Here is a 21,737-nt window from a genome sequence, read left to right on the forward strand (position 1 = left end):
CCGCCCGTCGCATCACTTCCGAGCGACGCCGGTGGCGTGCTCCCGCTCGAGACGCCGTCTGATGGTGCGGATGCCGTGCGCCGCGACCGGCATCCGCTGTCCGCCGTACGGGACTCCCCCTCGCAGTCGAGTGCCGATCGCCAGCCACGCACAGACCGCCCTCTCCGCGACCCACAGCGGCGCCCACAGCGCACTCGTCGCCGGGAACACGGCGCTGCCACCGGCACGGCGTCGGCCGCCCTCCGCGGCGGCGACCAGCGCGAGCACCACCACCGTGAGGGCAGCGGGTCGCCGCCGGAGCAGACACAGCAGAGGGAGAGCGGATGCTTCGAGCACCAGCCGCGCCGGCTGCGCGAAGCTGTCGTACGCCTGCCGCACCCGCTGCGACAGGAAGTGTCGGGTCGTCGGCGGGCGGCGCGCGACGTAGAGGTCCGGCCGCGCCTGCACGATACCGCCGACGGCGCGGATCGTCCGCTCCATCTCCAGATTCTCGAACAGGGTGTCGGCGTCGTAGCCGCCGACGGTGCGCAGCACCGAGCGACGCACGGCGTACGTCCCCGGCCAGTCCCGACCGACCGCCCGGTTGAGCAGGGTCCTTCCGGTGTCCCATCGCGCATGCCACGGCAGCGGATCGAAGTGGTTCTGCGGGACGACGAGCGAGGCGGAGTCGAGCGCCGAGACGACGGCATCCAGCGCCTGCCGGCCGTAGCGCACGTCGTCGTCCGCGAGCACGATCCGTTCGTGCCGCGCGATGGCGACTCCGGTGAGGACGCCGCGTACCTTGCCGTTCGCGCCGGGGCGCTCGTCGACCGGGACGTGCCTGACCAGTCCGGACCACGCCGCCGCATGAGCGGCGAAGCGCTCGGGGGCGGACCCGTCGACGACGGTCACGTCCGCCCACGCCCGCAACGCCGTCAGGTAGTCGGTGAGCTCGTCCAGGTGCGCGTCGTCGTCCCACCGCAGGGGAAGGATGTACTCGACCTCGGACGAAGAAGACGCCTGCTGCATGCCGGCACGGTACGAGAGGGGCGAGGGCCGACTCTCGGGTCTTGACAAACGCTAGAGATCAGCCGGCACTCCGAGCTTCACGCCCGACGACGACTCCGGTGGCTCCGCCACGAGGTAGAGACCGGTCGGCGCGTTCGCCGTGAAGGCGAGTGCTTCGATCCAGCGGCGGTTGATCGAGGGCTGCCGACTGCCGAGGAAGCGGTACACGAGAGAAGATCCCGGATGCAGCCACACGGTCGTGCGTCCTCCCCCGATGCTCTGATCCTCGCGCCAGCTGAAGTTGAACGCCTCGCCGCGGCGCAGCTTGGCGGTGATGACGAGTTGGAGGTGGCTGAGCGCCCGGTCCTCGACCTCGATGCGCGTGGTGCCCTCGTAGATGAACCTGCCCATCAGGACTCTCCCTCCGCGTCGGCAGGGCCCCGGCCGGCTTCGAAGTTCTCCTCGTACCGCGCCCGCGCTTCTTCGAGCAGCTCCTCGGTGAGCACGGCGACGGGCTCCACGTCACGCAGCAGCGGTTCGCAATCCGGGCCGCGGCCCGAGACCGTGCCGCGCAGGATCCAGGCCATCCGATCCGGGTCCTTCTCGGCCAAGTGCCGGTACTGCGACAGCTGGCGAGCCAGCCAGTCCTCGAGCGGACGCGTCCACCATTCCTCGGCGTCGAGGGGATTCACCGACAGGCCGGGCAGTTCGAGACCGCTCTCGGTGTCGATGCTGTGGCGGCGGGCGTCGTCGTCGGGTCCGCCGGAGTAGCGCACGTGCAGACCGGGGCAAGCACGCACGACGGCGGCCAACTGGGCGAGACGGGACACGCGTCGCAGCGGCTGCGACGCGTCGGACTGGTGCGGCCCCGTGGGGATCGGGGGCGCATCGGTGAGGTCGGACATGGCGCCAGCGTAGAAAATCCGTTCGGGTGATCGCAGGGTATTGACAACTCGGCGAATCCCCGGCAGCGCGCCTCAGTCGAGGGCGATCTCCTTCAGCACCTCGGAGATGCCGTGATAGTCGCGAGTGGGGAGCTCGTGGATGGCGTCGATGGTGGGAACCTCGAGATGGTCGAGCACGGCGATACGCAGCAGATCATCCTTCGTCGCGGGATAGTCGATACTGCGCAGGGTGCCCAGGAGTCGTTCGTGCGCGGCGGATTCGAGGGTGCTGGTGTGGGGAGAATGGTGCCTCATGCCCTCATTCTCCGGACGGCCCGAAGAACTTCGCCTCTCTTGACAGGTCGGCGCGAGCACGGTATCCGGCACGCGTCACATCTCGTCGATGATCAGCTCACCGTGCGCGTTGAGGTTCTGCATCATGCGCGCGATCCGTTCGGGATCGACCGGCACCGGCTCTGTCGAGTCGAACGCGAGGACCAACGGGATACTCGGGTGGATCCAGGCCGTGAGCCGGCCGTCACCCGATTCATCCGCCGGCACCCACGACATCATGAAGCTCTCCTGCCGGCGCAGCTTCGTGCCGACGATGATCTTCATGTGCGCGAGCGTCACGTCGTCGATCGTGATCGGCTCGAGCGTGCTGTCGTATCTCAGGCGTCCCATCACGCGATGCTAGGCCAGCATGCGAACTGAGCCAGGGGCGTTGACATCCGGCGATTGTTCGGGTGCTGTCATACCCGCGGCATCGCGCAGGCAGGAGTGCCCCCGGGCAGTCGATGCCGGAATCGGGCGATCAGCGAGTACCCGAGCGCCGCCGCCCACGAGAACGGCGGTGTCACGAGCATCCGTCCGGCGAAGCGCCAGCCCCACTCGCGCTGCATACGCAGCAGTGCGGCGAAGGCGGCGTGTCCGCTGAACCGTCGCCCACCGACGAGCAGCCAGACGAACCGGGTCACGTCCTCTGTGGTGAGGCCGAGGTCGGCGAGATCCGCCCACTGCCAGGGCTGGGCCTCGGGGAACCGGCCGAGGTGCGTCTCGAGCCGCCGCACCCAGGTGGTGCAGAAGGCGCAGTCTCCGTCGTAGACGAGGAGGGGTCCGGTGCGCATGTTCTCGACCCTACGCCCCGACGTCAAGCCCCTGGTGAGCGGGCCTCAGCGGGCGGACCCTGACCGCATGAGCCACCCCGACGACATCAGACAGCCCCTCGATCACCTGCCTCCCCTCGACGAGCGCGACAAGGCGATCGAGATCGAGGAGCCGAGCTACCCGACATCCGAGCCGCCCTCCGGCCCGGCGCACGCCGCTCCTGAGACGGCCGCCGAGCCCGACAAGCCGAACCGGCACGGCGTCGGCAAGCTCCCTCCCACCGCGCGCTGACGCGCGGCGCTCCCGAATCACTCGACTGATTCGGGATGGGCGGAGTCGGGATCGGCTCCTTCACGGATGCGGCGACCCTCCGCGACATCCTTCCGCTCCTTCTCGGCGGCCTTGTCGCTCTTGCGAGTGTCGCGCGCCGGGAGACGGATCTCCTCCTCTGCCGCGATCCCGGCCTGCAACTGACGTCCCCGCTCGAGTTCGGCGTCGAACTCCGCGCCGACCAGCAGCGCGAGATTCGCGATCCAGAGCCAGAGCAGGAAGATGACGATGCCGGCCAGCGGCCCGTAGGTGCGGTCGTAGTTGGAGAAGTTGGCCACGTAGAAGGCGAAGCCGGCAGTCGCGAGCACCAGCACGATGATGGCGAGGAGCGCACCGAGGCTGATCCAGCGGAACTTCGGCTGCCGCGCGTTCGGGGTGGCGTAGTAGAGGATCGCGACGACGAGCACGACGATGAACGCCAGCAGCGGCCACTTGGCGATCGACCAGATGGTCTGCGGCACGGAACCGAGTCCGAGGGCATCGCCGACCGCCTTCGTGACGGGGCCCGAGACGACGAGGATGACCGCCGCGAGGACGAACAGCACGATTGCGATGACCGTGACCAGCAGCTGCGTCGGCTTGAGCTTCCAGAAGGGGCGCCCCTCCTCGATCTCGTAGATGCGGTTCATCGCCCGGCTGAAGGCCCCGACATACCCCGACGCCGACCACACCGCGAGGAAGATACCGCTGATGAGCGCGAACCCGGCTGCGGGAGAACCCGCGAACTGCTCGATCGGACCGCGCACGGTCTCGGCCGCGTCGCCGGGGGCGACCTGCTCGACGATCCCGATCACGGCGTCACCGGCGGCCTGACCCTGGCCGAGCACGCCCAGCAGCGAGAAGACGGCGATCAGCCCGGGGAAGATCGACAGCACCGCGTAATAGGTCAGCGCGGCGGCGATGTCCGTGCACTGATCGGACGAGAACTCGCGCATCGTCTTCTGCGCGACGTACTTCCACGACCGCCGATGCAGATCATCCGGCGAATCGGGCTTGGTCGACGCCTCGGGGTCGACGGACGCGTCGTGCGTCCGCTCCCGGGTGGTGGAGTCATCCCGGCTCATGAGTGGTCCTTCCCGAACAAGGGGCGGACCCATCGCACGCCCGCCGTGCATGGGTCCGCCCGGTCGATGCGGCTCAGCTGCCTGCGACGTTCTCGCGGGCCTGCTGGGCCTGGTCGGTGACTTCGCCGACCGCCGACTGCGCCTCGTCCTTGACCGCCGCGACGGACTCCTGGGCGGACTCCTTGACGGATTCGACGGACGCCTGCGCCGGCTCCTTGAGGTGCTCGCCGACCTCCTTGGCCACATCCGTGACCTGGTCGACGAGCGGCTGGGCCTGGTCCTTCACGGTCGCCGCGAGGTCCTTCTCCTTCGACGAAGCCGGCACCAGCGAGGCGAGCAGGAGCCCGGCACCGAAGGCGATCAGGCCCACCGCGAGCGGGTTGCCCTCCGCCTTGGCGACGGCGCGGTCCTTGACATCTCCGACCCGTCCGCCGGCGTCGGAGAGCGACGAACCGGCGTCGTCCGCGGCGCCCATGACGCGCTCGCGGACGGATCCCAGAGCGCCCCGCATCCTGCCCATCTGCCGGTCCATGATCTTCGACGGGGTCACCTTGTCGGCCAGCGCGTCGACGTCGGAACCCAGTTCTCGTCGAGTCCGCTCGATGTCGGCGCGGATCTCATCGGGTGAATCGCTCATCGGTTCTCCTCATTTCTCTTCAGTGCTTCCGGAATCTCCTTGACCGTGTCGACGGTCTGCGGCAGGCCCTCGACCTGCTTCAGCTGCTGGCGTCCCACCAAGAACAGGACGAGTGCGATGACCGCCCAGATCACGGCGACGACGACGCCGGACCAGCCTCTGCCCATCAGGTACCCGAGCGCCCACCACAGGGCGATCGACAGGAAGAACACGGCCATCAGCGCCGCATACCCCGCGGCTCCCATGAGCCCCGCTCCCTTGGCGGACTTCGTGGCGGTCTCGCGCAGCTCGGCCTTCGCCAGCGCGAGCTCCTGACGCATCAGCGTCGACAGATCTCGCGACACCTCGCCCAGCAGATCGCCGAGCGAGTTCGTGGCCGCCTTCTCCTCAGACGGAGTGGGGTCGCTCATCGCTTCCCTCCCCGAGTGCACCGGATCCGGTCCAGGTGGTCTGCGCGCCGCCCTGGTAGGTGGGCGGGACCGCGCCGGTCTGCGCAGCCCCGGTCGCCCCGCCGACGGCGGTGGACGAGCCCACCGGCACCGGCACGGCCGGGTCGGGGTGCACCTCGACCGGCGGCGAGACGGGCGGCGCGACGGCCGGCGAGCCGGACCCGGCGGATGTCGAGCCCTCATCCGAGGAGTGGTTCGACGCCAGCGCGCGGGTGAGCCGCCCGACCACGACGCCCGTGATCGCGGCGCCGAGGATGAAGACGCCGGGCTTGCGCCGTGCGAAGCGCTTGACCTCGGTCACGACGGATGCGGGATCGCGGTCGCCGAGCCAGCTGGCAGCGCCCGACAGCCGTCCGGCGACCTGCTGCACGAGATCGCTCGCCACACCCGACCCCTCGGAGTTCGAGGCCATCGACCCGAGCTCGTCACTCACCGAGCGGAGGCCGCCCGCGAGACGCTGCTGCTGGGTGTTCGCCTGCGCCTTCAGCTCCCGCGTGGTCTGGGCGTAGAGGTCCTTGACCTGCGTCTTGGCCTCGCCGACCACCGACGCCGCCTCGTCCTTGGCGGTGCCGAGGACGTCTTTCGCCTGGGCCGTGGCGGTGCCTGCGAGGTCGGCGGCTTCGTGCTTGGCAGCATCCGCCTTTCCCGAGTCATGCGGGGATTGCACGTCCGAGCCGCTCGGGCTCGTCGTCTCGAAACTGTTCGACATCAGTGCTCCTTTTCGCGGACCGATCGACTTCGTGGACCGATCGTGGGGATTGGTGACACTGGTTCTAGTCGGAGCGAAAAGCCGTGCGGAGCACCCTTGCCGAATTCGAGGTGGCGGGTGTAATAGCGCGCGCGAGTCAGACGCCGGCCGGCGCCGACTCCTCGTGCGGCGCGGGCGCATCGTCCGAGCCGCCCCGCCGTGCGGTCAGGCTCCGGACGATGTCGCCCACGAGCCCGCGACGAGCGACCTGCTCGCGCTGCCAGTCGGCACCCGTCCCCCGCCGGAGGATCGCCTGGACGCCGTCGGTCACCCGCTCGAGATCACCGGAGACCTCCAGCCCCGGTCGGACGTGGTCGAGCAGAGCCGCCACCGCGGAGTCCGCAGCGCAAGGGCCGCCGGTGAGCGGATGCACGTGCTCGCCGCGCACTCCGCTCAGGGCCGCCCGCCACGTCGCCAGCCTCAGCACCCGCTGGTCGGTGCCGATCGGGCTGACGCCGCGACGCCAGTCCATGATCGCGGTCTCGACCAGGCCGCGGCACAGTGCGGCGATCGTCACCGCATCCTCCTCGCGCAGGCACAGGTCGGCGATGCGCACCTCCAGCGTCGGGTGGTGGCGGGAGAGCCGGGCGTCGAAGTACAGCATCCCGGCATCCAGCAGCACGCCCGAGTCCACCAGGGCACGCTCGTGCTCTCGGTACGCCGCCTCCGATCCGAACACGGGATTCGCACCGGCTGAGGGCCAGCGGCTCCAGACGTCGTTGCGGTAGCTCGCGTAGCCCGTGTCGGCTCCGTCCCAGAACGGCGAGTTGCTGCTCAGAGCGAGGATGGTCGGGAGCCAGTCGCGGATGCGGTCGAGCGCGGCGACGCCCTCCTCCGCGGAGTCCACGCCGACGTGCACATGGAAGCCGCACGTGAGGGTACGCCGGGCGGTGACGCCGTATCGCCGCATCATCTCTTCGTAGCGCGGCGACGGGGACGGATGCGGGTGCACGGCGACCGGAGGCGTGGCGAGCGCCACCGCCCTCGCACCGACGTCGGCGGCCTCGGCGTCCGCCCGCCGACGGCCGTCGGCGATCCCCTGAGCGAGCTGCGACACGGTCGTGCAGACGGGGCCGACGACCTCGATCATCTCCTGCTGGATCTCCGCCTCGAGCGCCGGAGCGCCCTCGTCTGCCTGCCATTCCAGGATGCGCGGCGCGGCGGCTGTCGGCAGGCCGGTGCGTTCATCGACCAGCAGCAGTTCTTCTTCGACCCCGAAAGTTCTCATGGTCGTATTCAGCCGTGAATCGCGGCCCACGCACAGACGCTTGACTTTCACCGCGTGACCGGAGCGCCGCGAACCTCATCACAGGATGCCGAAATGCGCAAGGGTGACGCGCAGGCGATGGGAGCGAACTACAAACGCTCTCAGAGGTCGCGGGAGTCGGTGCCTCAGCAGCACCTCACCGCAGGACGAGAGGAGACGGGATGACGACGGGCTCACGCCCCACAGGTCGGCGCGGACGGAGGATGCGGCTCCGCCCGCTGTCGCAGCAGGTCGTCGTCATCACCGGCGGCTCCCGTGGCATCGGCCGCGCGACCGCCGAGAGACTCGCCGCCGCCGGTGCCCGCGTCGTGCTGCTGGGTCGGCACGAGGAACGGCTGCAGGAGACGGTCGACCGCATCACCGCCGCGGGCGGGACGGCACGGCACGTGGTCTGCGACGTCACCGACGCCGCAGCGGTGCAGGATGCCGCGGACGCGGCGGAGAGCTGGTTCGGGCGCATCGACACCTGGGTGAACAATGCCGGGGTGCTGCTGTACGGCCGCTTCGAGGAGACGACGCCGGAGGAGTTCCGCCGTCTGATCGAGGTCGACTACCTCGGTCAGATCCACGGCGCGCAGGCGGCCCTCCCCGCCCTCCGCCGCGCCGGTGGCGGTGCGCTGATCTGCGTCTCCTCGGTCGAGGCAGGCACGACGCTGCCGCTGCACAGCGCGTACGCCGCGGCGAAACGCGCCGTCGAAGGGGCGATGCAGGGGCTCCGGCGCGAGCTGCGGGACCGACGAGAGCCGATCTCGCTGACCCTCGTGCGCCCGGCGGTCATCGACACCCCGCTCTTCGCGAGTTCGGGCTCGCATCTGCAGCATCGTCCGTCGGCTCCGCCGCCGTACTACGCCCCCGGAGTCGTGGCCGAGTGCATCGCGTATGCCGCGGCGCATCCCGTCGACGAGCTGTACGCGGGTGGTGGCGGCCGGCTGCTCGCTCTGGCCCAGTCCTTCGCCCCGCGTGCGATCGACCGGGTGTTCGGTCGCTTCGGCGTGCGGATGATGCACACGAGCGAGGCGTCGGCCCCTCGTCCGGGCAACCTGTTCGCGGCCGATGAGCGCGAGGACGGAGGGAGCCTTCCCCGACGCGGACGCCGGCTGAGCGTCTACACGTGGCTGCAGCTGCATCCGCGGGCTCGCCGCCTGCTGCTCGGCGCGGCTGCGCTGTGCGCGGTCTCGGGGCTCGTCCGCCCGGGGCGACAGACGGATGCGGCATCGAGGCCCTGACACCGCGGTCGGCCCATGCATGATCACGCGCACCCGTCGCTGTCGTTCGGCCAGGGGATCCTCCTGCTGCCGTTCGCCGCGGCCGCACTCATCTACCTCGCCGCCGCCATCGCGGAGTCGGTCGGAGGGCGCCCGTGGCCCTGGTGGCGGACCGGATGCTGGATCGCAGGCCTCGGGCTGTCCGCTCTCGCCCTCTCGCCGCTGACTCTCGCCGCCGCGGACCGACCGTTCACCGGACATGCCGTCGGGCACCTCCTGATCGGCATGGTGGCACCCGTGCTCCTGGTGCTCGCCGCGCCCGTCACGCTCGCCCTGCGCAGCTTCGCCCTGCAGCCGGCCCGGCGACTCAGCCGCGCACTGCGCAGCGTGCCTGTGCGCGTCGTGACGCATCCGGTGGTCGCCGCCCTGCTCTCGGTCGGCAGCCTCTGGATGCTGTACGCCTCACCGATCTACGCGGCGACCGCCGATCCGCTCGTCCACCTGCTCGTCATGCTGCACTTCCTCGTGGCCGGGTGCCTCTTCACCGCCTCGGTGGCCCCCGTCGACCCCGCGCCGCATCGCGCGTCCCTCCGCGTGCGAGTGGTGGTACTCATCCTCGCGCTCGCCGCGCACGGGATCCTCGCGAAGACGCTCTACGCCTCGGGGTTCTCCCCGGACTCTGCTGGCGCTGGCGGGCTGAGCGCTCTCGTCCAGGTGCCGGGGGTCGCGGTCGCCGACCTGCAGACGGGCGCGCAGGTCATGTACTACGGCGGAGACGCGGTCGACCTCATGCTTCTCGCGCTGGTCCTGCTCAGTTGGTATCGCAGTCGCGGGCGACGGTCCGCGTGGCCCCCGGCCGGACGCACCTCGGGTCGCGCCGAGAAGGCGACCGTCGCGGCCGCACCCCGAAAGGAGACTCCATGACTGCACACACTGCGACGACTCCCCGACGCCTCAGAGGCGGGCGATCGTTCTGGGCGGCAGTGCTGCTCGGTGTCGGCACCATGGCGGCGATCGACGAGATCGTGTTCCATCAGCTGCTGCAGTGGCACCACTTCGTCGATCGGGAGAGCGGTGACATCGGGCTGATCTCCGACGGTCTGCTGCACGCGGGAGAGCTGTTCGCGCTCGCCGCCGGCTTCTTCCTGATGCTCGAGGCACGGAGGCAGGACGCACTGGTCGCCCGCGCCGCGTGGGCCGGATTCCTCGTCGGACTGGGCGCCTTCCAGCTGTGGGACGGGCTCATCAACCACAAGGTGCTGCGTCTGCATGAGATCCGCTACGGCGTCGACCTCCTGCCCTACGACCTGATCTGGAACGCGGCAGCGATCGTGCTGGTGCTCGCCGGTCTGAGCCTGCTGCTGTCCGCCCGCCGGACGTCGGAAGCCCGCGCCGACGATCCCGGATCGGAGTCGTGACTATCGGTCGCGATGGAAGGTACAAGGCCCTTGCGACCGGGGGACCAGCCCGGTAGGCCTGGGGTCGAGGGGGAGAATGATTCCGCGATCGAGACCGGTGAAGGGACGAGGATCATGGGAAAGTTCGTATACGAGGGCAGTCAGAAGGTCGAGATCGAGGACCGTGCGCTCCACCACCTGCAGGTCGTGATCTCGACGAAGCTGCGCCGCGGTGAGCCGTTCCTCTTCACCTGGCGCGAAGACGCCAGCATCGGCGGCGGTCGCAGCTCGGTCTGGATGCACGCGGCCTGCAACCTCGTCTTCAAGTACGCAGGTGGCCAGCTGCCGGAGATCAACCGCGCGTGGATCGAAGCGCTCGCCTTCACGGCGAACTCCCCGACGGGTCTCTACCTGGTGCACGAGCCGAGCCACGCGCCGAGCACGGGACAGACCACGACGGTCCCCGCCGTCTGAGGAGGAGCGGCATGAGTGGCACCGGCACTACCGACTCCGATGCGGAGAACGACCTGACCGCCGTCTTCACCCGTCTCGCCGACGCGCTCGACCCCGCGTACGACGTGATCGACACGATGGATCTGCTCGTCGATGCCGCGACCCGTTTCACCCCGGCAGTCGATGCCGGCCTCCTGCTCGCCGACAGCGACGGCCGCCTGCACGTCGTGGGGTCCACGAGCGAGCGCGCGAGTGACATCGAGGAGACCGAACTGGGGGTCGAGCAGGGGCCGTGTCTCGACAGCTTCCGGTCCGGCAGCGTGGTCGAGACGGCCGACCTTGCATCCAGCGGCGAGCGCTGGCCCGATTTCGTGCCGGTGGCGCTGCGCCGCGGACTCCGCTCTGGATATGCGGTGCCCCTCACCCTGCGCGGACAGCACCTCGGCGCCCTGAACCTCTTCTTCGATCGGGTCGGAGCCCTGACCGATCAGGATGCGGCCGTGGCGCAGGCTCTGAGCGACTTCGCGACCATCGGCCTGGTGCAGCACCGGGCACTCCGCGATCGGGCCGACCGAGCGGCGCAGCTGCAGCACGCCCTCGACAGCAGGGTCGTGATCGAGCAGGCGAAAGGGGCGGTCGCGTTCCAGCGCGGGGTCTCGATCGACGAGGCTTTCAAGATCCTCCGACAGCACGCCAGGAGCATCAACGCACGACTGCACGACGTGGCTCAGCAGATCGTCGAGCGACGACTCTCGCTCTGAGTCTCGGCATCCGGGGCACCGCTCAGGGGCGACTGTCTGTCAGGGCGAGCTCGGGCTGGAGTCACCTTCGGTCGGATCGATGATCTCATCGATCAGGCACACTCCCCCGGTGCTGCTGAGCGTCTGCGAGAGCGCCTCGATCCACCGTGGATTCAGCGGCGGCGCCTCGGTCTCATCGAACACGAAGCGCAGCGGGATCGAGGGGTGCAGCCAGATGGTCGAGCGACCGGGCGCCTCGCCATCCTTGTGCACCCAGGACAGCGTGAAGCTCTCCTGACGGCGCAGTTTCGTCGCGATCACGATCTTGAGATGAGCCAGCGCCCTGTCGTCGATGAGGATCGGCGGATGCGACGACCCATAGAAGAGTCTTCCCATATATGAACGATACGCGCGATCGTTCGCGGGCGGCAGGGGCAGAACGCTGCGGTCAGCGTACGGCTCCGGCGCGCTGCAGCAGGCGTCGGATGCCGATGACGCCGGCGGCCACCGCCAGCTCGCCGACGATGCGGCAGGCGAGGGTCGCCACGAGGATGCCCGGCACCAGGTGGTCTGGGGAGAACACCGGCAGCGAGACGACGAACAGGACGACGCCGGCCACCGCGGCGGCGAGAAGGATGCGCGGTGCTTTCGGCGCGACTCCGCGGCGCAGCGGGAGCACGAGGTCGAACGTGAGCGCAGCGCACAGCATCGGGACCACCGCCAGCGGCCCGATCGGCGACACCGCCACGGTGAGGATGCCGGTGACGAAGGCGGTGAAGGTCGCCATCCCCGGCGTGCGGGTGACGACGCGCGCCAGCAGCGGCATCGCGCTGTGGATGGCGGCGACCAGCGCGTACGCGGGCGGTGACGAGACGGCGAGCACGGTCGTCACCGGCACGATCATCGCGAAGAGGAGCGCCTGGACGGTGCCGAACGCGGCGCTGACGAGCAGTGCGCTCGTGGGGATCCGCTTCGCAGGGTCGACGCGTGCTTCATCCATCCGTCCAGCCTAGAACCGCGCGCGCGGTTCGCTGATCCCTGCTTCCGGGCCCGGGACATTCCCCGCCCCACATCCGATGTTTCGGCATATCGTAGAGACGCACACGATCCGGGGGAGGAACGATGCAGCCATCCGCCGCGCTCGCGCGCTCTGACGCGCCCCGTGTGCCGAGTGATGTCATCACGCGTCCCCGGCTCGTCGCGGCGCTGGAGAGCGCCGATGCGCTGACGGTCCTGCGCGGCGCCTCCGGCATGGGCAAAACCGTCGTTCTGGCCGAGTGGACCAGGGCTTCGGCCTCGACGGTGGTGTGGGTCGCTCCGGGACCTGACGGATCGAGCGCGTCCCTTGCCCAGGCCGTGCTGCGTGCCCTCGGACGCCGCGGACTCGCGCCGGCCGCGAGCGCAGAGCTCCCGGCGGACCCGGCTGCCGGCCGGGCCGTCGATGCCTGGCGGGTCGTCGCCGCTCACCTCGCGGAGGTGCAGCATCCGCTCGTCCTGGTGCTCGATGACGCCGCCGATCAGGATCGGGAGAGCGTGTTCGACATCTGCCGCACCCTGGCCGCTGCGCCGGATGCGCGTCTGATCGTCGCCACGAGTCGGCGCAGCCCGTTCGACAGCGACGGTCTCGACCTGATGATCGACCGCACGGTCATCGGTCCCGACGATCTGCTGTTCGACGAGGACGAGATATCCCGCGCGCTGCACATCCGGCAGCCGGATGCCGTTCAGGTGCTCGCGGCGACGGGCGGATTCCCCGCCCTCATCCATGCCGCATCGAAGCAGCGCGTGGTCGGCGATCCGTCGACCCTGCTCGAGGCCGCCGCCCCTGCTGTCGCGGAGTACCTGCGGCCCCGGCTCGAACGGTCGGGAGTCGACGCCGACGCGCTCGCGGCTCTCACCAGGATCAGCATCGCGGATGCCGTGGATGTCGACACCGCACGAGCGCTCACCGGCGCGGACGACATCGAGAACATCCTCGACGATGCCGAGACCTTCGGGATCGGGCGTCGGTCGGCGGACGGCGTGTTCTCCCTCGTGCCGGTCGCCAGGGAGCTGCTGCACCGCGGGCTGGTGGATGCTCGCGCAGACGAGATCCCCGGGCTGATGCGCATCGCGATCGACGGGGCGCTCGAGCGGCGGGCGCCGATGGATGCGCTGCGCCTCGCCGTCGAGCACGACGACCTCTCCCTCGCGTCGCACGTGATCATGTCGGGGTGGACGCAGCTGCTCGAGAGCCATGGCCCGGAGGCCGTGCGTCTGCTGCGCCGCCTTCCCATCTCGCGTCTCAGGGACCAGCCGCTCATCGCGATGCTGCTGGCCATCTGCTACATCGCGAGCAAGCTGCGGCGCCTGCGCGGCCTGCAGCTGCTGCGGGTAGCCATCTCGGCAGCGAACTCGCGCCGCAATGGACTCGGGCCCACCGAACGCGTCTTCATCTGGGCGGCCGAGAGCGCCGCGCTGCGGCTGATCGGGATGTCCGAACGCGCGGCGCACGTCGCGAGCAAGGCGCTGAACCTCTACCGCGAGACCCCCGAGTCGATCTGGGAGCCCTACGCCGTCGAGATGCCGTTGCTCTGCACCCATCTGGGCATCTCTCTCTACTACGGCGGGCGTGTGGATGCCGCGGTCGAGTGCTTCGAGTACGCGGCGTCCCTGGGTGCCTCGCACGACATGGTCAAGGCGTATCACGCGATCGCGCTGCTCAGTGGCATCCATGCTCTGAACGGCGACATGCCGGAGGCGCGGCACTATGCCGAACTGATCCGCGATTCGGCATGGGGCCAGGACCACCTCGACGGGTACCGCGGCACCCTGTATCGCGTGGCCGAGGCGTTCCTGTCGATCGAGGAGGGCGACGTCGTCGCCGCACGCGCGCACGTGCAGGTGTTCGGCCCGCATCTCTCGACCAGCGAGCACTGGCTGATCATGGGCGTCGCCGAGGCCTGGGTCGCCCTGCACGAGGGCCGGGCCGCAGCGGGTCTCGAACAGCTGGACTCCTTGTGCCGGCTGCGCGGGCGGGAGGGCGCCGGCACACACGCCCGGCAGACGCTCAGTCGGGCGCGCGCACTGCTGCACCTCGCCGCCGGCGATCAGGCGGCAGCGCGCGAGGTCCTGCGACAGGATGCCAGACCCGACACCTTCGACACCCTCCTCGAACGTGCGCGGCTCGCGCTCGTCGAGGGGCAGGCGTCGGAAGCGGCTCGGATGCTCGCGCAGACGCGCCGCGCTCCGGTGACCTCTCGTCAGCGCGCCGAGACGGCCGCCGTGCAGGTCGCGGCCCTCCGGCGCACCGCCGGCGACGCGGCAGCCCGCAAGACGGCGGAGACCCTTCTCGTGCGACTCGACGACCGCGAGCTGACGACGCCCGTCGGGCTGCTCGACCCGGAGGACGTCGACTTCCTGCGCGAGTTCCTCACCGACCGCGGGGCGAAGGCCGTGCCGGGGCGAGGAGTCTTCCCCGCGACCTCGGAGCGCCCTCGTCTCTCTTCTCGCGAGCGTGTCGTGCTGCGCGCGCTGACATCCGGGGCATCACTGCAGTCGATCGCTGCGGATCTGAACGTGTCGCCGAACACCCTCAAGACCCAGCTGCGCAGCATCTACCGCAAGCTCGACGCGCGCAATCGGGCCGAGGCGATCGAGAAGGCTGCGGCGTACGACCTGCTGGCCGAGCACTGATACCGCACTGAGCGACGCGCGAGGCGGAGTCCACCGCCTCGCGCGTGCTCGTCTGCTGGCGGTCAGACGTCGTTCGGGCTGAGGTCTCCCTCGCCCTCCTCGCCCAGGTCGGCGATCAGCGGGTCCTCGCCCTGGCTCTCCGGCTGCAGGGTGGACCGGGGCTGATCCTGTGCGGGGACCTCGTCGTCATCGGAGGGGATCTCGTCCGGGTCGGCGCCGGTCGCGGTGGCAGGGTCGAGGTCGGCCTCGTCGGCTCCGGCGTCCAGCGCCTCGGTGCGGTCCCATTCGACCTGCGCCGGGTCGTCGCTCGGATCGCCCACCGCGGTCGCGTCCCCGTGACGCAGGGGCTGTACCGAGTCGGCGCTGCCGTCGGTGGAGAACGGTGTCGATTCCATGTCATCCCTTTCGCTCGGCGGCTGGATGCTCGTGCTCTTCGCAGAGCCGGGCGATGCCGCTCTCGCCAGTGTGCGCGGAGGCGCCGCCTCGTCGCAGGGGGCTTGAGCGTTCCTGGATGAAGCGCTATCGTCCGGCCGCCGCCGCGGCGTGCGCTGCGCGAGCCGGTACGACGGCTGCCGCAGCGCCCGCGCCCAGCCATACGACTCGGCACCGGGCAGACCGTTGCGGTCGGTGTCGAGCCGCAGACTCGGGTCGTCGCCGCGCGGTGCGCTCAGCCGCAGGTCGGCGAACGGATGCCACCGGCCGCGCGGAGACGCGAAGTAGAGACGCAGCTGCCACGGCTCCTCCTCCACCGCGCGACAAAGCGCGGACAGCGGAGCGGGAAGCCGTCGAGGCGGCATCGTGCGCGCACACAGCAGCACCAGTCCGCGCGCGGTGCGATACGGCAGGATGCTGCTCAGCGTGGCCCTCGACGGGCTGAGCCGAGGCAGCAGCAGGAAGCGCCCCGGAAATCCGATGCCGGTCGACGAGAGCTCGACGTCGACATCCTTGCCTTCGTGCTGCCAGCGCACTCCGAGACCCGTGACGTCGGGCAGCCACGTCGGCAAGCCGGCACCGCGCGATACCCGCGCCACGACCGGCACCGCGTCGCCGTGATGCCGGTCGAACCAGCCGATCCCGGACGTCGCCCTCCCCTCGAGGAGGACGAGCTCCCCGTCGAAGACGACACCCTGCGAATGGATGGGCCGGGGCCGACGGACGAGCAGGATCAGTGCGATCCCGGCGCGCAGCACCTGGCCGAGGACGCGAGCGACGAAGAACCTCATCCCTTGATGTCGCGGGGATCGTGCCCGTAGGTGCTGCGGTCCCCCACCGTGCCGTCGACGTGGCGCACGATGTGCTCGACCTGCCGCGCCTTCGCCGTCTCCCGCCCGACGGCCACAGCTTCCTCCCGCGTCGAGTGCGCGCCGCTGAAAGCGTCAGGCTCCCCCTCGATGCGGTTGTACCAGGCGCCCTCTTCGTGGAACGTCTCGACGTCACCTTTCGGCATGATCTCTCCTCACTGTTCGTGAGAGACCGTCGTACCGCCGTCCGCGGACGGTTCGAAGACCCTTGCGCACCGGGACGAGTTCGTGCAGGCCGCCCCGCGTGAGACTCAGACGACCCGGCCGTCGCCGGGTCGTGAGACCCGCAGCCAGCGATAGCCGTACGCCGCTACCTCCAGCTCCACCGCGCCGTCGGGGCCGAGGGGGATGTGCGAGGGTTCGAGCAGGTCGAGCAGGGTGGTGCCGTCCGGCTCGTCAGCCACGCGGAAAGTCGTCGTCACCGGCACCTCCGCGAAGTTGTGGAGGGCGATGACCCGGCCGACGTCTGCCGTGAGCGAGTGCACGAGAAGCGAGTCGGCCGACTGGTCGACGACCTCGAACGTGCCCCATCCCAGCTCCGGCGAGATGCGGTAGCGCGAGGTGAGGGCGCGGACGAAGTACAGCAGCGAGTCCGGATCGACGAGTTGGGCGGCGACGTTCACGTGCTCGGGCGCGTAGCCGTCGGACGGCGGCTTCGCCGTGAGGCGGCGCGGGGCGGCATCCGAGAATCCGCCGTTGCGTTCGGCGGACCACTGCATCGGGGTCCGCACGGCTTCGCGGCCGGAGATCTCGACGTTCTCGCCCATGCCGATCTCCTCGCCATAGAACAGCACCGGCGTGCCGGGCAGCGTGAACAGCAGGCTGTAGGCCATGCGGATGCGGCGGGGGTCGCCGCCGAGCATCGGGGGCAGCCGGCGGGTGATCCCGCGACCGAAGACACGCTGGCGCTCATCCGGCGCGAAGGCCTCGAACACCTCCTGCCTCTCGGCGTCGCTGAGCTTGTCGAGAGTGAGCTCGTCGTGGTTGCGCAGGAAGTTCGCCCACTGCACCTCGGGCCCGAGCACCGGGCGATCCCGCAGTGCGGCGATCAGCGGAGCCGGATCCTGGCGCGCGAACGAGAGATACAGCGCCTGCATCCCGACGAAGTCGAACTGCATGGTGAGCTCGTCGCCGTTCTCCCCGCCGAAGTAGTCCACCTGCGTCTCGTACGGCAGGTTCACCTCGCCGAGGAGGATCGCCTCACTCGATCGCCGCTGCAGGAACCGCCGGATGTCACGCAGCATGTCGTGCGGCTCGGGGATGTCCACCCCCTCCGGGATCTCGAGGAGGAAGGGCACAGCGTCGACCCGGAACCCGGAGATGCCCAGCTGCAGCCAGAATCCGATGATCTTGGCGATCTCATCCCGCACGCGCGGATTGGCGAGGTTCAGGTCGGGCTGGTGCTCGTAGAAGCTGTGCTGGTACCACTGCCCTGACTTCTCGTCCTTGCCCCAGATCCCGTTGGCCTGTCCGGGGAAGACGGCGTTCTTCTGACCCTTCGGCGGCGCATCCGAGCGCCAGACGTAGTAGTCGCGGTAGGGCGAATCGACGCTGCGCAGAGCGGAGACGAACCACGGATGCCGGTCGGAGGTGTGGTTGATGACCAGGTCGACGATCACCCGCATCCCACGATCCCGTGCGGTGCGGATGACCTCGACCAGGTCGCCGTGGTTGCCGAGACGAGGATCGATGCCGTAGAAGTCGCTGACGTCGTAGCCGTCGTCGCGGTCGGGAGTCGGATAGAACGGCATCAGCCAGAGGCAGGTGACACCGAGCTGCGCCAGGTAGTCGATGCGCTGCGAGAGCCCCTGCAGGTCGCCGACTCCGTCGCCGTTCGAATCGAGGAAGGTCTCGACGTCGAGGCAGTAGATGACGGCGGTCTTCCACCACAGGTCGCTGGTGTCGGTGATCTTCACAGTCGCTCCTTCAGGGCCGGGATCAGCTCGGATGCCGCGGCATCCAGGAACCCCGCCTGCTCGGTGCCCACGTGATGCAGGTAGACACGGTCGAAGCCGATCTCGACGAGCTCGGCGATGCGATCGGCGAGCGACGAGGTGTCGTGATCGACGAGGACGGACTTTCGCAGATCCTCCAGGTCGAGCCCGGCGACCGCGGCCTCGAAGTCCTCCGGCTGCTCGAGATCCCAGGTGACCGGTGGCGACAGCAGGCCGTTCTGCCACTGGTCGCGGGCGATGGCGAACGCCGCGTCGTCGCTCTCGGCCAGACTGAGATGCACCTGCAGGATGCAGGGGCCGGCGCCTCCCGCACCGCGGTACGCCTCGACGGCGCGGCGCAGAGCGGCGGGTTCCTGCGCGACCGTCGCGAGACCCTGCGCCCACGACGCGGCCCACTCGGCGGTCTCGGCGCTCACCGCCGTCGCGAACAGGGGCGGCGGTTCCGCAGGCCGGCTCCACACCCGGGCGCGGTGCACGCGCACGAGCCCGTCGTGATCGACCTCCTCTCCCGCGATCAGGCGACGGATGACGTCGACGCTTTCTCTCAACCGCTCGTTGCGGATGCTCTTGGCCGGCCATCCCTCGCCGGTGACGTGCTCGTTGACCGCCTCACCGCTGCCCATCGCTGCCCAGAAGCGGCCGGGGAACATCTCCTCGAGTGTGGCGAACGCCTGCGCGATCATGACCGGGTGGTAGCGCTGGCCCGGTGCGTTGACCATGCCGATCGAGAAGTCGGTGCACGCGAGCGCGGCGGCGATCCAACTCAGCGCGAATCCCGACTGCCCCTGTGCGCGCGTCCAGGGCGCGAGGTGGTCGGAGCACATCGCTCCGTCGAACCCCGCGCGCTCGGCGCCGATGACGGCATCCAGCAGGGCGCTCGGTGCGATCTGCTCGTGCGACGCATGAAAACCGATGAACACCATGGGTCGAGTCTTCCAAGGAAGAGCGACTTTCGGGAGAGGTGGACACCTCGTCCGCGGCCTGGGAAGATGCACGGACATCGTCCCCTCGGAGGTCTTCCATGACGCAGCACACGCTGGAGCTACCCGGAGCGGAGCTGGTCTACGACGTCCACGGGCCGCTCCCCACCGCTGACGGCCGCCGTCCCCTGATGATGATCGGCCAGCCGATGGACGCCAGCGGATTCCAGGCCCAGGTGAAGCTCTTCGACGACCGCACGGTCGTGACGTACGACCCGCGGGGACTCGGTCGGAGCCGTCGCACGGACGGCGAGGTGACGAACGAGCCGGAGGCGCAGGCCGAAGACGTGCACGCGATCATCGAGGCTCTCGGGGTGGGTCCGGTCGACCTGTTCGGGAGCAGCGGCGGAGCGGTGACCGCGCTCGCCCTCGTCACAGCGCATCCGGGTGACGTCGTGACCCTCGTCGCCCACGAACCGCCGATCGATGCGGTGCTCCCCGATGCGGATGCCGTCCATCGCGCCAGGATCGCGTACACGCAGCTGTACCAGGAGCGCGGCTGGGGTGCCGGCATGGCCGGGTTCATCGCACTCACCTCGTGGGAGGGCGAGTTGACCGACGAGTACTTCGCCCAGCCGGTGCCCGACCCTGCCTCCTTCGGGTTACCCACCGAGGACGACGGCTCGCGCGACGACCCGCTGCTCTCGGACCGCTCGTGGGCGGTGCCGCTCTACACGCCGGACCTCGATGCGCTGAGGGCCTCTCCCGCGCGGATCGTGGTCGCCGTCGGAGAGGAATCGCTCGCGGTCTACACCGGCCGCACGGCCGTGGCCCTCGCGAAGGAGCTCGGCCAGGAGGCGACCGTCTTCCCCAGCCACCACGGCGGATTCATGGGTGGGGAGTTCGGGTACGCCGGCCAGCCGGAGGCGTTCGCCGCGAAGCTCCGCGCCGTCCTCGATCAGTCGTGATGCCCGCCGTAGGCACGGGCTTCACCCCACGGACTCGCGCACGCGGAACCACAGCGTGAGCTCCATGATCGCCCGTCCGATCATGTCGTGATCACCCACACGGAGGTCGTCGAACGAGTCGCGGTATCCCTCTGCCATCGCGGGCTCGGCGGCGGCGAGCGACTGGTACCCCATCGTCCACTCCGCGAATCGCCGGTCATGCAGCGGCTCTTCGAGCAGCACCCGGATGTCGCGGTGTCGCGGATCCCGGCCGATCGTCGCCATCAGGCTCTCGACATCCGACCGCGCACCTTCGAGGATCTGGACGAACTCGCCACGTCGGTACAGCAGCATCCCGGTGATGTCGCGCGCACTGTTCCGGCTGCGGCTCACGGTCAGGAGTTCGGCCAGTTGATCGTCGCCGAACGGATGCGTGGCACTGCTGGAATACACCAGCGAGACGAGCGGGTTCTGAGCGGTCATCCGGCATCCCCTCCGCGCATCCCGGCCTCTCCGTCGACTGTCACGACCGTCGACACGGCGGCCATCGCGGCGTGGTGGTCGGCGAAGTCGCCGATCGCACGGGACGCGGCATCGAAGGCACGCCAGGCGCCGTCCGCCAGCCGGTCGACGTAGCCGAGGAACGTCCCGTCCCGACTGCCGACGTAGAACCCGTCGGCCACGCTCGCCCACAGCGGGCGAGACGGAGACGACGACGGATCAGCCATGGCACCAGCGTACATATCGCGGATGCGGTGGGCTCCGAATCATCCTCCAGAGTGATGCCGATGCATCGCGCGCACGATGCCGTAGCGTCCCAGTCCGGCGAAGCTGGATTCATGAACACTCGCACTCTCGTCGCCGTCCCCGCACTGTTCCTCGCGGGGGCGTTCGCCCTCTCCGGCTGCTCGGCTTACGACAGCCTCGTCCACAAGCAGGCGACCTCGACGTTCGACGACGCCGACGCGTTCTTGAAGGATGCGGAGGTCGATGCGGAGTGGGTACCCGCCGACGCGACCGACATCACCGTGCGGACATCGACGGTCGAGGATGCCGCGGATGCCGTCATCCTGCTCACCAGCGACGCGGCTCTCGCCGAGGAGTGCGCCGAAGTCGAGCGGTACTCGGCACCCTCGTGGGTTCTCGACGACGCACCTGACCCGTACAAGGCGAAGACCGTGTTCGCCTGCGGTGACTGGAGCGTGATGGACACCGGGAGCGGCTGGTACGGCTGGACCCCGAACTCGGAGGAGGAGCGGGACGCGGCCGCCGCGGGCTGATCACCGCTCCTAGCGACTGCTCGCCCGGCATGCAAGGCCCCTCGGGCGCGCGGCCCACAGGCGTAGCCTCCCTGCAACGGAAGGGAAGGCGCGTGACGACTCACATCGAAATCGACGGCAGAAGCTTCCCCTTGGGGACCGATCAGGATCTGGTCGCGGTGATGGCGCAGATCGAAGCCGCCGCCGCAGACCCTCCCGCGTTCGTCACTCTGGTCGGCGATCGTGAGGCGATCAGCGTGCTCATCCGGCCCACGACTCGGGTCGTGATCTCGAAGGTGCTGGCCGGTCACGCCGAGGCCGAGCAGCCCCCGTGGGGTGTGCCGTGGGACGACTGGGAGATGTGATCCGGCGTGATGCGATCGACGACACCGACGCCCGGCAATCCTTGGCC

General features: G+C 69.7%; 29 protein-coding genes. 10 read left to right on the forward strand and 19 right to left on the reverse strand.

The genetic code is table 11. From position 1 onward, the window contains the following. Nucleotides 1–12: 12 nt before the first annotated feature. The 6 genes from ACESK8_RS05195 to ACESK8_RS05220 all read right to left on the reverse strand — a co-directional run bounded on the left by ACESK8_RS05195 (nt 13) and on the right by ACESK8_RS05220 (nt 2,998). Nucleotides 13–1,008 (reverse strand): glycosyltransferase family 2 protein, encoded by a 996-nt coding sequence (locus tag ACESK8_RS05195; protein WP_372967589.1) that lies wholly within the window; start codon nt 1,006–1,008, stop codon nt 13–15. A 51-nt stretch (nt 1,009–1,059) separates the two neighbouring features. Then, nucleotides 1,060–1,398, reverse strand: a complete 339-nt coding sequence (locus ACESK8_RS05200) for a hypothetical protein (protein WP_060926950.1) — start codon at nt 1,396–1,398, stop codon at nt 1,060–1,062. Next, nucleotides 1,398–1,892, reverse strand: a complete 495-nt coding sequence (locus tag ACESK8_RS05205; protein ID WP_372967590.1) for a DUF6098 family protein — start codon at nt 1,890–1,892, stop codon at nt 1,398–1,400. The genes ACESK8_RS05200 and ACESK8_RS05205 overlap by 1 nt, the downstream gene beginning before the upstream one ends. Nucleotides 1,893–1,964: 72 nt before the next feature. Beyond that, nucleotides 1,965–2,186 carry a DUF2795 domain-containing protein gene (locus ACESK8_RS05210; RefSeq protein WP_372967591.1) on the reverse strand — a complete coding sequence of 74 codons (222 nt, stop codon included), beginning with the start codon at nt 2,184–2,186 and terminating at the stop codon, nt 1,965–1,967. Nucleotides 2,187–2,261: 75 nt separating this feature from the next. After that, a complete protein-coding gene (locus tag ACESK8_RS05215; protein ID WP_372967592.1) occupies nt 2,262–2,555 on the reverse strand; it encodes a hypothetical protein in 294 nt (97 codons plus the stop codon). A gap of 68 nt (nt 2,556–2,623) precedes the next feature. Next, nucleotides 2,624–2,998 carry a thiol-disulfide oxidoreductase DCC family protein gene (locus ACESK8_RS05220; RefSeq protein ID WP_372967593.1) on the reverse strand — a complete coding sequence of 125 codons (375 nt, stop codon included), beginning with the start codon at nt 2,996–2,998 and terminating at the stop codon, nt 2,624–2,626. Nucleotides 2,999–3,065: 67 nt separating this feature from the next. On the opposite strand from ACESK8_RS05220, the gene ACESK8_RS05225 reads away from it, so the two are divergent. Next, nucleotides 3,066–3,269 carry a hypothetical protein gene (locus ACESK8_RS05225; protein ID WP_372967594.1) on the forward strand — a complete coding sequence of 68 codons (204 nt, stop codon included), beginning with the start codon at nt 3,066–3,068 and terminating at the stop codon, nt 3,267–3,269. 17 nt (nt 3,270–3,286) lie between these two features. Here ACESK8_RS05225 and ACESK8_RS05230 read toward each other — a convergent pair whose 3' ends face one another. The 5 genes from ACESK8_RS05230 to ACESK8_RS05250 all read right to left on the reverse strand — a co-directional run bounded on the left by ACESK8_RS05230 (nt 3,287) and on the right by ACESK8_RS05250 (nt 7,434). After that, entirely contained in the window at nt 3,287–4,372 is a 1,086-nt protein-coding gene (locus ACESK8_RS05230) for a YihY/virulence factor BrkB family protein (protein WP_372967595.1), read from the reverse strand. Between the two features lie 73 nt (nt 4,373–4,445). Then, entirely contained in the window at nt 4,446–5,009 is a 564-nt protein-coding gene (locus ACESK8_RS05235) for a DUF3618 domain-containing protein (RefSeq protein ID WP_372967596.1), read from the reverse strand. After that, on the reverse strand, nt 5,006–5,419 hold the full coding sequence (locus tag ACESK8_RS05240) for a phage holin family protein (RefSeq protein WP_372967597.1): 414 nt from the start codon (nt 5,417–5,419) through the stop codon (nt 5,006–5,008). The genes ACESK8_RS05235 and ACESK8_RS05240 overlap by 4 nt, the downstream gene beginning before the upstream one ends. Next, nucleotides 5,397–6,167, reverse strand: coding sequence for a hypothetical protein (locus ACESK8_RS05245; protein WP_372967598.1), 771 nt, complete (start codon nt 6,165–6,167; stop codon nt 5,397–5,399). Before ACESK8_RS05245 ends, ACESK8_RS05240 begins: the two co-directional genes overlap by 23 nt. Nucleotides 6,168–6,303: 136 nt before the next feature. Continuing rightward, nucleotides 6,304–7,434, reverse strand: coding sequence for a glutamate--cysteine ligase (locus ACESK8_RS05250; RefSeq protein WP_372967599.1), 1,131 nt, complete (start codon nt 7,432–7,434; stop codon nt 6,304–6,306). Nucleotides 7,435–7,634: 200 nt separating this feature from the next. On the opposite strand from ACESK8_RS05250, the gene ACESK8_RS05255 reads away from it, so the two are divergent. The 5 genes from ACESK8_RS05255 to ACESK8_RS05275 all read left to right on the forward strand — a co-directional run bounded on the left by ACESK8_RS05255 (nt 7,635) and on the right by ACESK8_RS05275 (nt 11,289). Continuing rightward, entirely contained in the window at nt 7,635–8,699 is a 1,065-nt protein-coding gene (locus ACESK8_RS05255; protein WP_372967600.1) for an SDR family oxidoreductase, read from the forward strand. A 15-nt stretch (nt 8,700–8,714) separates the two neighbouring features. Next, a complete protein-coding gene (locus ACESK8_RS05260; RefSeq protein ID WP_372967601.1) occupies nt 8,715–9,602 on the forward strand; it encodes a cytochrome c oxidase assembly protein in 888 nt (295 codons plus the stop codon). Then, nucleotides 9,599–10,096 carry a DUF2243 domain-containing protein gene (locus ACESK8_RS05265; protein WP_372967602.1) on the forward strand — a complete coding sequence of 166 codons (498 nt, stop codon included), beginning with the start codon at nt 9,599–9,601 and terminating at the stop codon, nt 10,094–10,096. The genes ACESK8_RS05260 and ACESK8_RS05265 overlap by 4 nt, the downstream gene beginning before the upstream one ends. 114 nt (nt 10,097–10,210) lie before the next feature. After that, a complete protein-coding gene (locus ACESK8_RS05270) occupies nt 10,211–10,549 on the forward strand; it encodes an ATP-dependent DNA ligase (RefSeq protein ID WP_372967603.1) in 339 nt (112 codons plus the stop codon). An 11-nt stretch (nt 10,550–10,560) separates the two neighbouring features. After that, a complete protein-coding gene (locus tag ACESK8_RS05275; RefSeq protein ID WP_372967604.1) occupies nt 10,561–11,289 on the forward strand; it encodes an ANTAR domain-containing protein in 729 nt (242 codons plus the stop codon). Nucleotides 11,290–11,328: 39 nt separating this feature from the next. Here the strand turns inward: ACESK8_RS05275 and ACESK8_RS05280 are convergent, their stop codons facing one another. Then, the gene (locus ACESK8_RS05280) at nt 11,329–11,664 is read right to left on the reverse strand and encodes a hypothetical protein (protein WP_372967605.1); all 336 of its coding nucleotides are present in this window, start codon (nt 11,662–11,664) and stop codon (nt 11,329–11,331) included. Between the two features lie 52 nt (nt 11,665–11,716). Next, nucleotides 11,717–12,268 (reverse strand): hypothetical protein, encoded by a 552-nt coding sequence (locus ACESK8_RS05285; RefSeq protein ID WP_372967606.1) that lies wholly within the window; start codon nt 12,266–12,268, stop codon nt 11,717–11,719. Nucleotides 12,269–12,390: 122 nt separating this feature from the next. Here ACESK8_RS05285 and ACESK8_RS05290 point away from each other — a divergent pair, with 122 nt between their 5' ends. Further along, nucleotides 12,391–14,943: a LuxR C-terminal-related transcriptional regulator gene (locus ACESK8_RS05290; RefSeq protein ID WP_372967607.1), complete on the forward strand. Its 2,553-nt coding sequence runs from the start codon at nt 12,391–12,393 to the stop codon at nt 14,941–14,943. 62 nt (nt 14,944–15,005) lie between these two features. Here ACESK8_RS05290 and ACESK8_RS05295 read toward each other — a convergent pair whose 3' ends face one another. The 4 genes from ACESK8_RS05295 to ACESK8_RS05310 all read right to left on the reverse strand — a co-directional run bounded on the left by ACESK8_RS05295 (nt 15,006) and on the right by ACESK8_RS05310 (nt 19,122). Further along, the gene (locus tag ACESK8_RS05295; protein ID WP_372967608.1) at nt 15,006–16,166 is read right to left on the reverse strand and encodes a hypothetical protein; all 1,161 of its coding nucleotides are present in this window, start codon (nt 16,164–16,166) and stop codon (nt 15,006–15,008) included. Then, nucleotides 16,163–16,390, reverse strand: a complete 228-nt coding sequence (locus ACESK8_RS05300) for a DUF2188 domain-containing protein (protein WP_372967609.1) — start codon at nt 16,388–16,390, stop codon at nt 16,163–16,165. The genes ACESK8_RS05295 and ACESK8_RS05300 overlap by 4 nt, the downstream gene beginning before the upstream one ends. A gap of 105 nt (nt 16,391–16,495) precedes the next feature. Continuing rightward, nucleotides 16,496–18,160 (reverse strand): alpha-amylase family protein, encoded by a 1,665-nt coding sequence (locus tag ACESK8_RS05305; protein WP_372967610.1) that lies wholly within the window; start codon nt 18,158–18,160, stop codon nt 16,496–16,498. Next, nucleotides 18,157–19,122: a TIGR03885 family FMN-dependent LLM class oxidoreductase gene (locus ACESK8_RS05310; RefSeq protein ID WP_372967611.1), complete on the reverse strand. Its 966-nt coding sequence runs from the start codon at nt 19,120–19,122 to the stop codon at nt 18,157–18,159. The genes ACESK8_RS05305 and ACESK8_RS05310 overlap by 4 nt, the downstream gene beginning before the upstream one ends. Nucleotides 19,123–19,220: 98 nt before the next feature. On the opposite strand from ACESK8_RS05310, the gene ACESK8_RS05315 reads away from it, so the two are divergent. After that, nucleotides 19,221–20,087 (forward strand): alpha/beta fold hydrolase, encoded by an 867-nt coding sequence (locus ACESK8_RS05315; RefSeq protein ID WP_372967612.1) that lies wholly within the window; start codon nt 19,221–19,223, stop codon nt 20,085–20,087. Nucleotides 20,088–20,108: 21 nt separating this feature from the next. On the opposite strand, the gene ACESK8_RS05320 is transcribed toward ACESK8_RS05315, so the two are convergent. Further along, nucleotides 20,109–20,549, reverse strand: a complete 441-nt coding sequence (locus ACESK8_RS05320) for a BLUF domain-containing protein (protein WP_372967613.1) — start codon at nt 20,547–20,549, stop codon at nt 20,109–20,111. Next, on the reverse strand, nt 20,546–20,794 hold the full coding sequence (locus ACESK8_RS05325; protein ID WP_372967614.1) for a hypothetical protein: 249 nt from the start codon (nt 20,792–20,794) through the stop codon (nt 20,546–20,548). Before ACESK8_RS05325 ends, ACESK8_RS05320 begins: the two co-directional genes overlap by 4 nt. A gap of 111 nt (nt 20,795–20,905) precedes the next feature. On the opposite strand from ACESK8_RS05325, the gene ACESK8_RS05330 reads away from it, so the two are divergent. Both ACESK8_RS05330 and ACESK8_RS05335 read left to right on the forward strand, forming a co-directional pair. Further along, entirely contained in the window at nt 20,906–21,346 is a 441-nt protein-coding gene (locus ACESK8_RS05330) for a hypothetical protein (RefSeq protein ID WP_372967615.1), read from the forward strand. Nucleotides 21,347–21,438: 92 nt separating this feature from the next. Continuing rightward, nucleotides 21,439–21,690, forward strand: a complete 252-nt coding sequence (locus ACESK8_RS05335; protein ID WP_372967616.1) for a hypothetical protein — start codon at nt 21,439–21,441, stop codon at nt 21,688–21,690. The last annotated feature ends 47 nt before the right edge of the window (nt 21,691–21,737 follow it).

This window comes from Microbacterium sp. (assembly GCF_041641055.1).
In the GTDB taxonomy this organism is placed as follows: Bacteria; Actinomycetota; Actinomycetes; order Actinomycetales; family Microbacteriaceae; genus Microbacterium.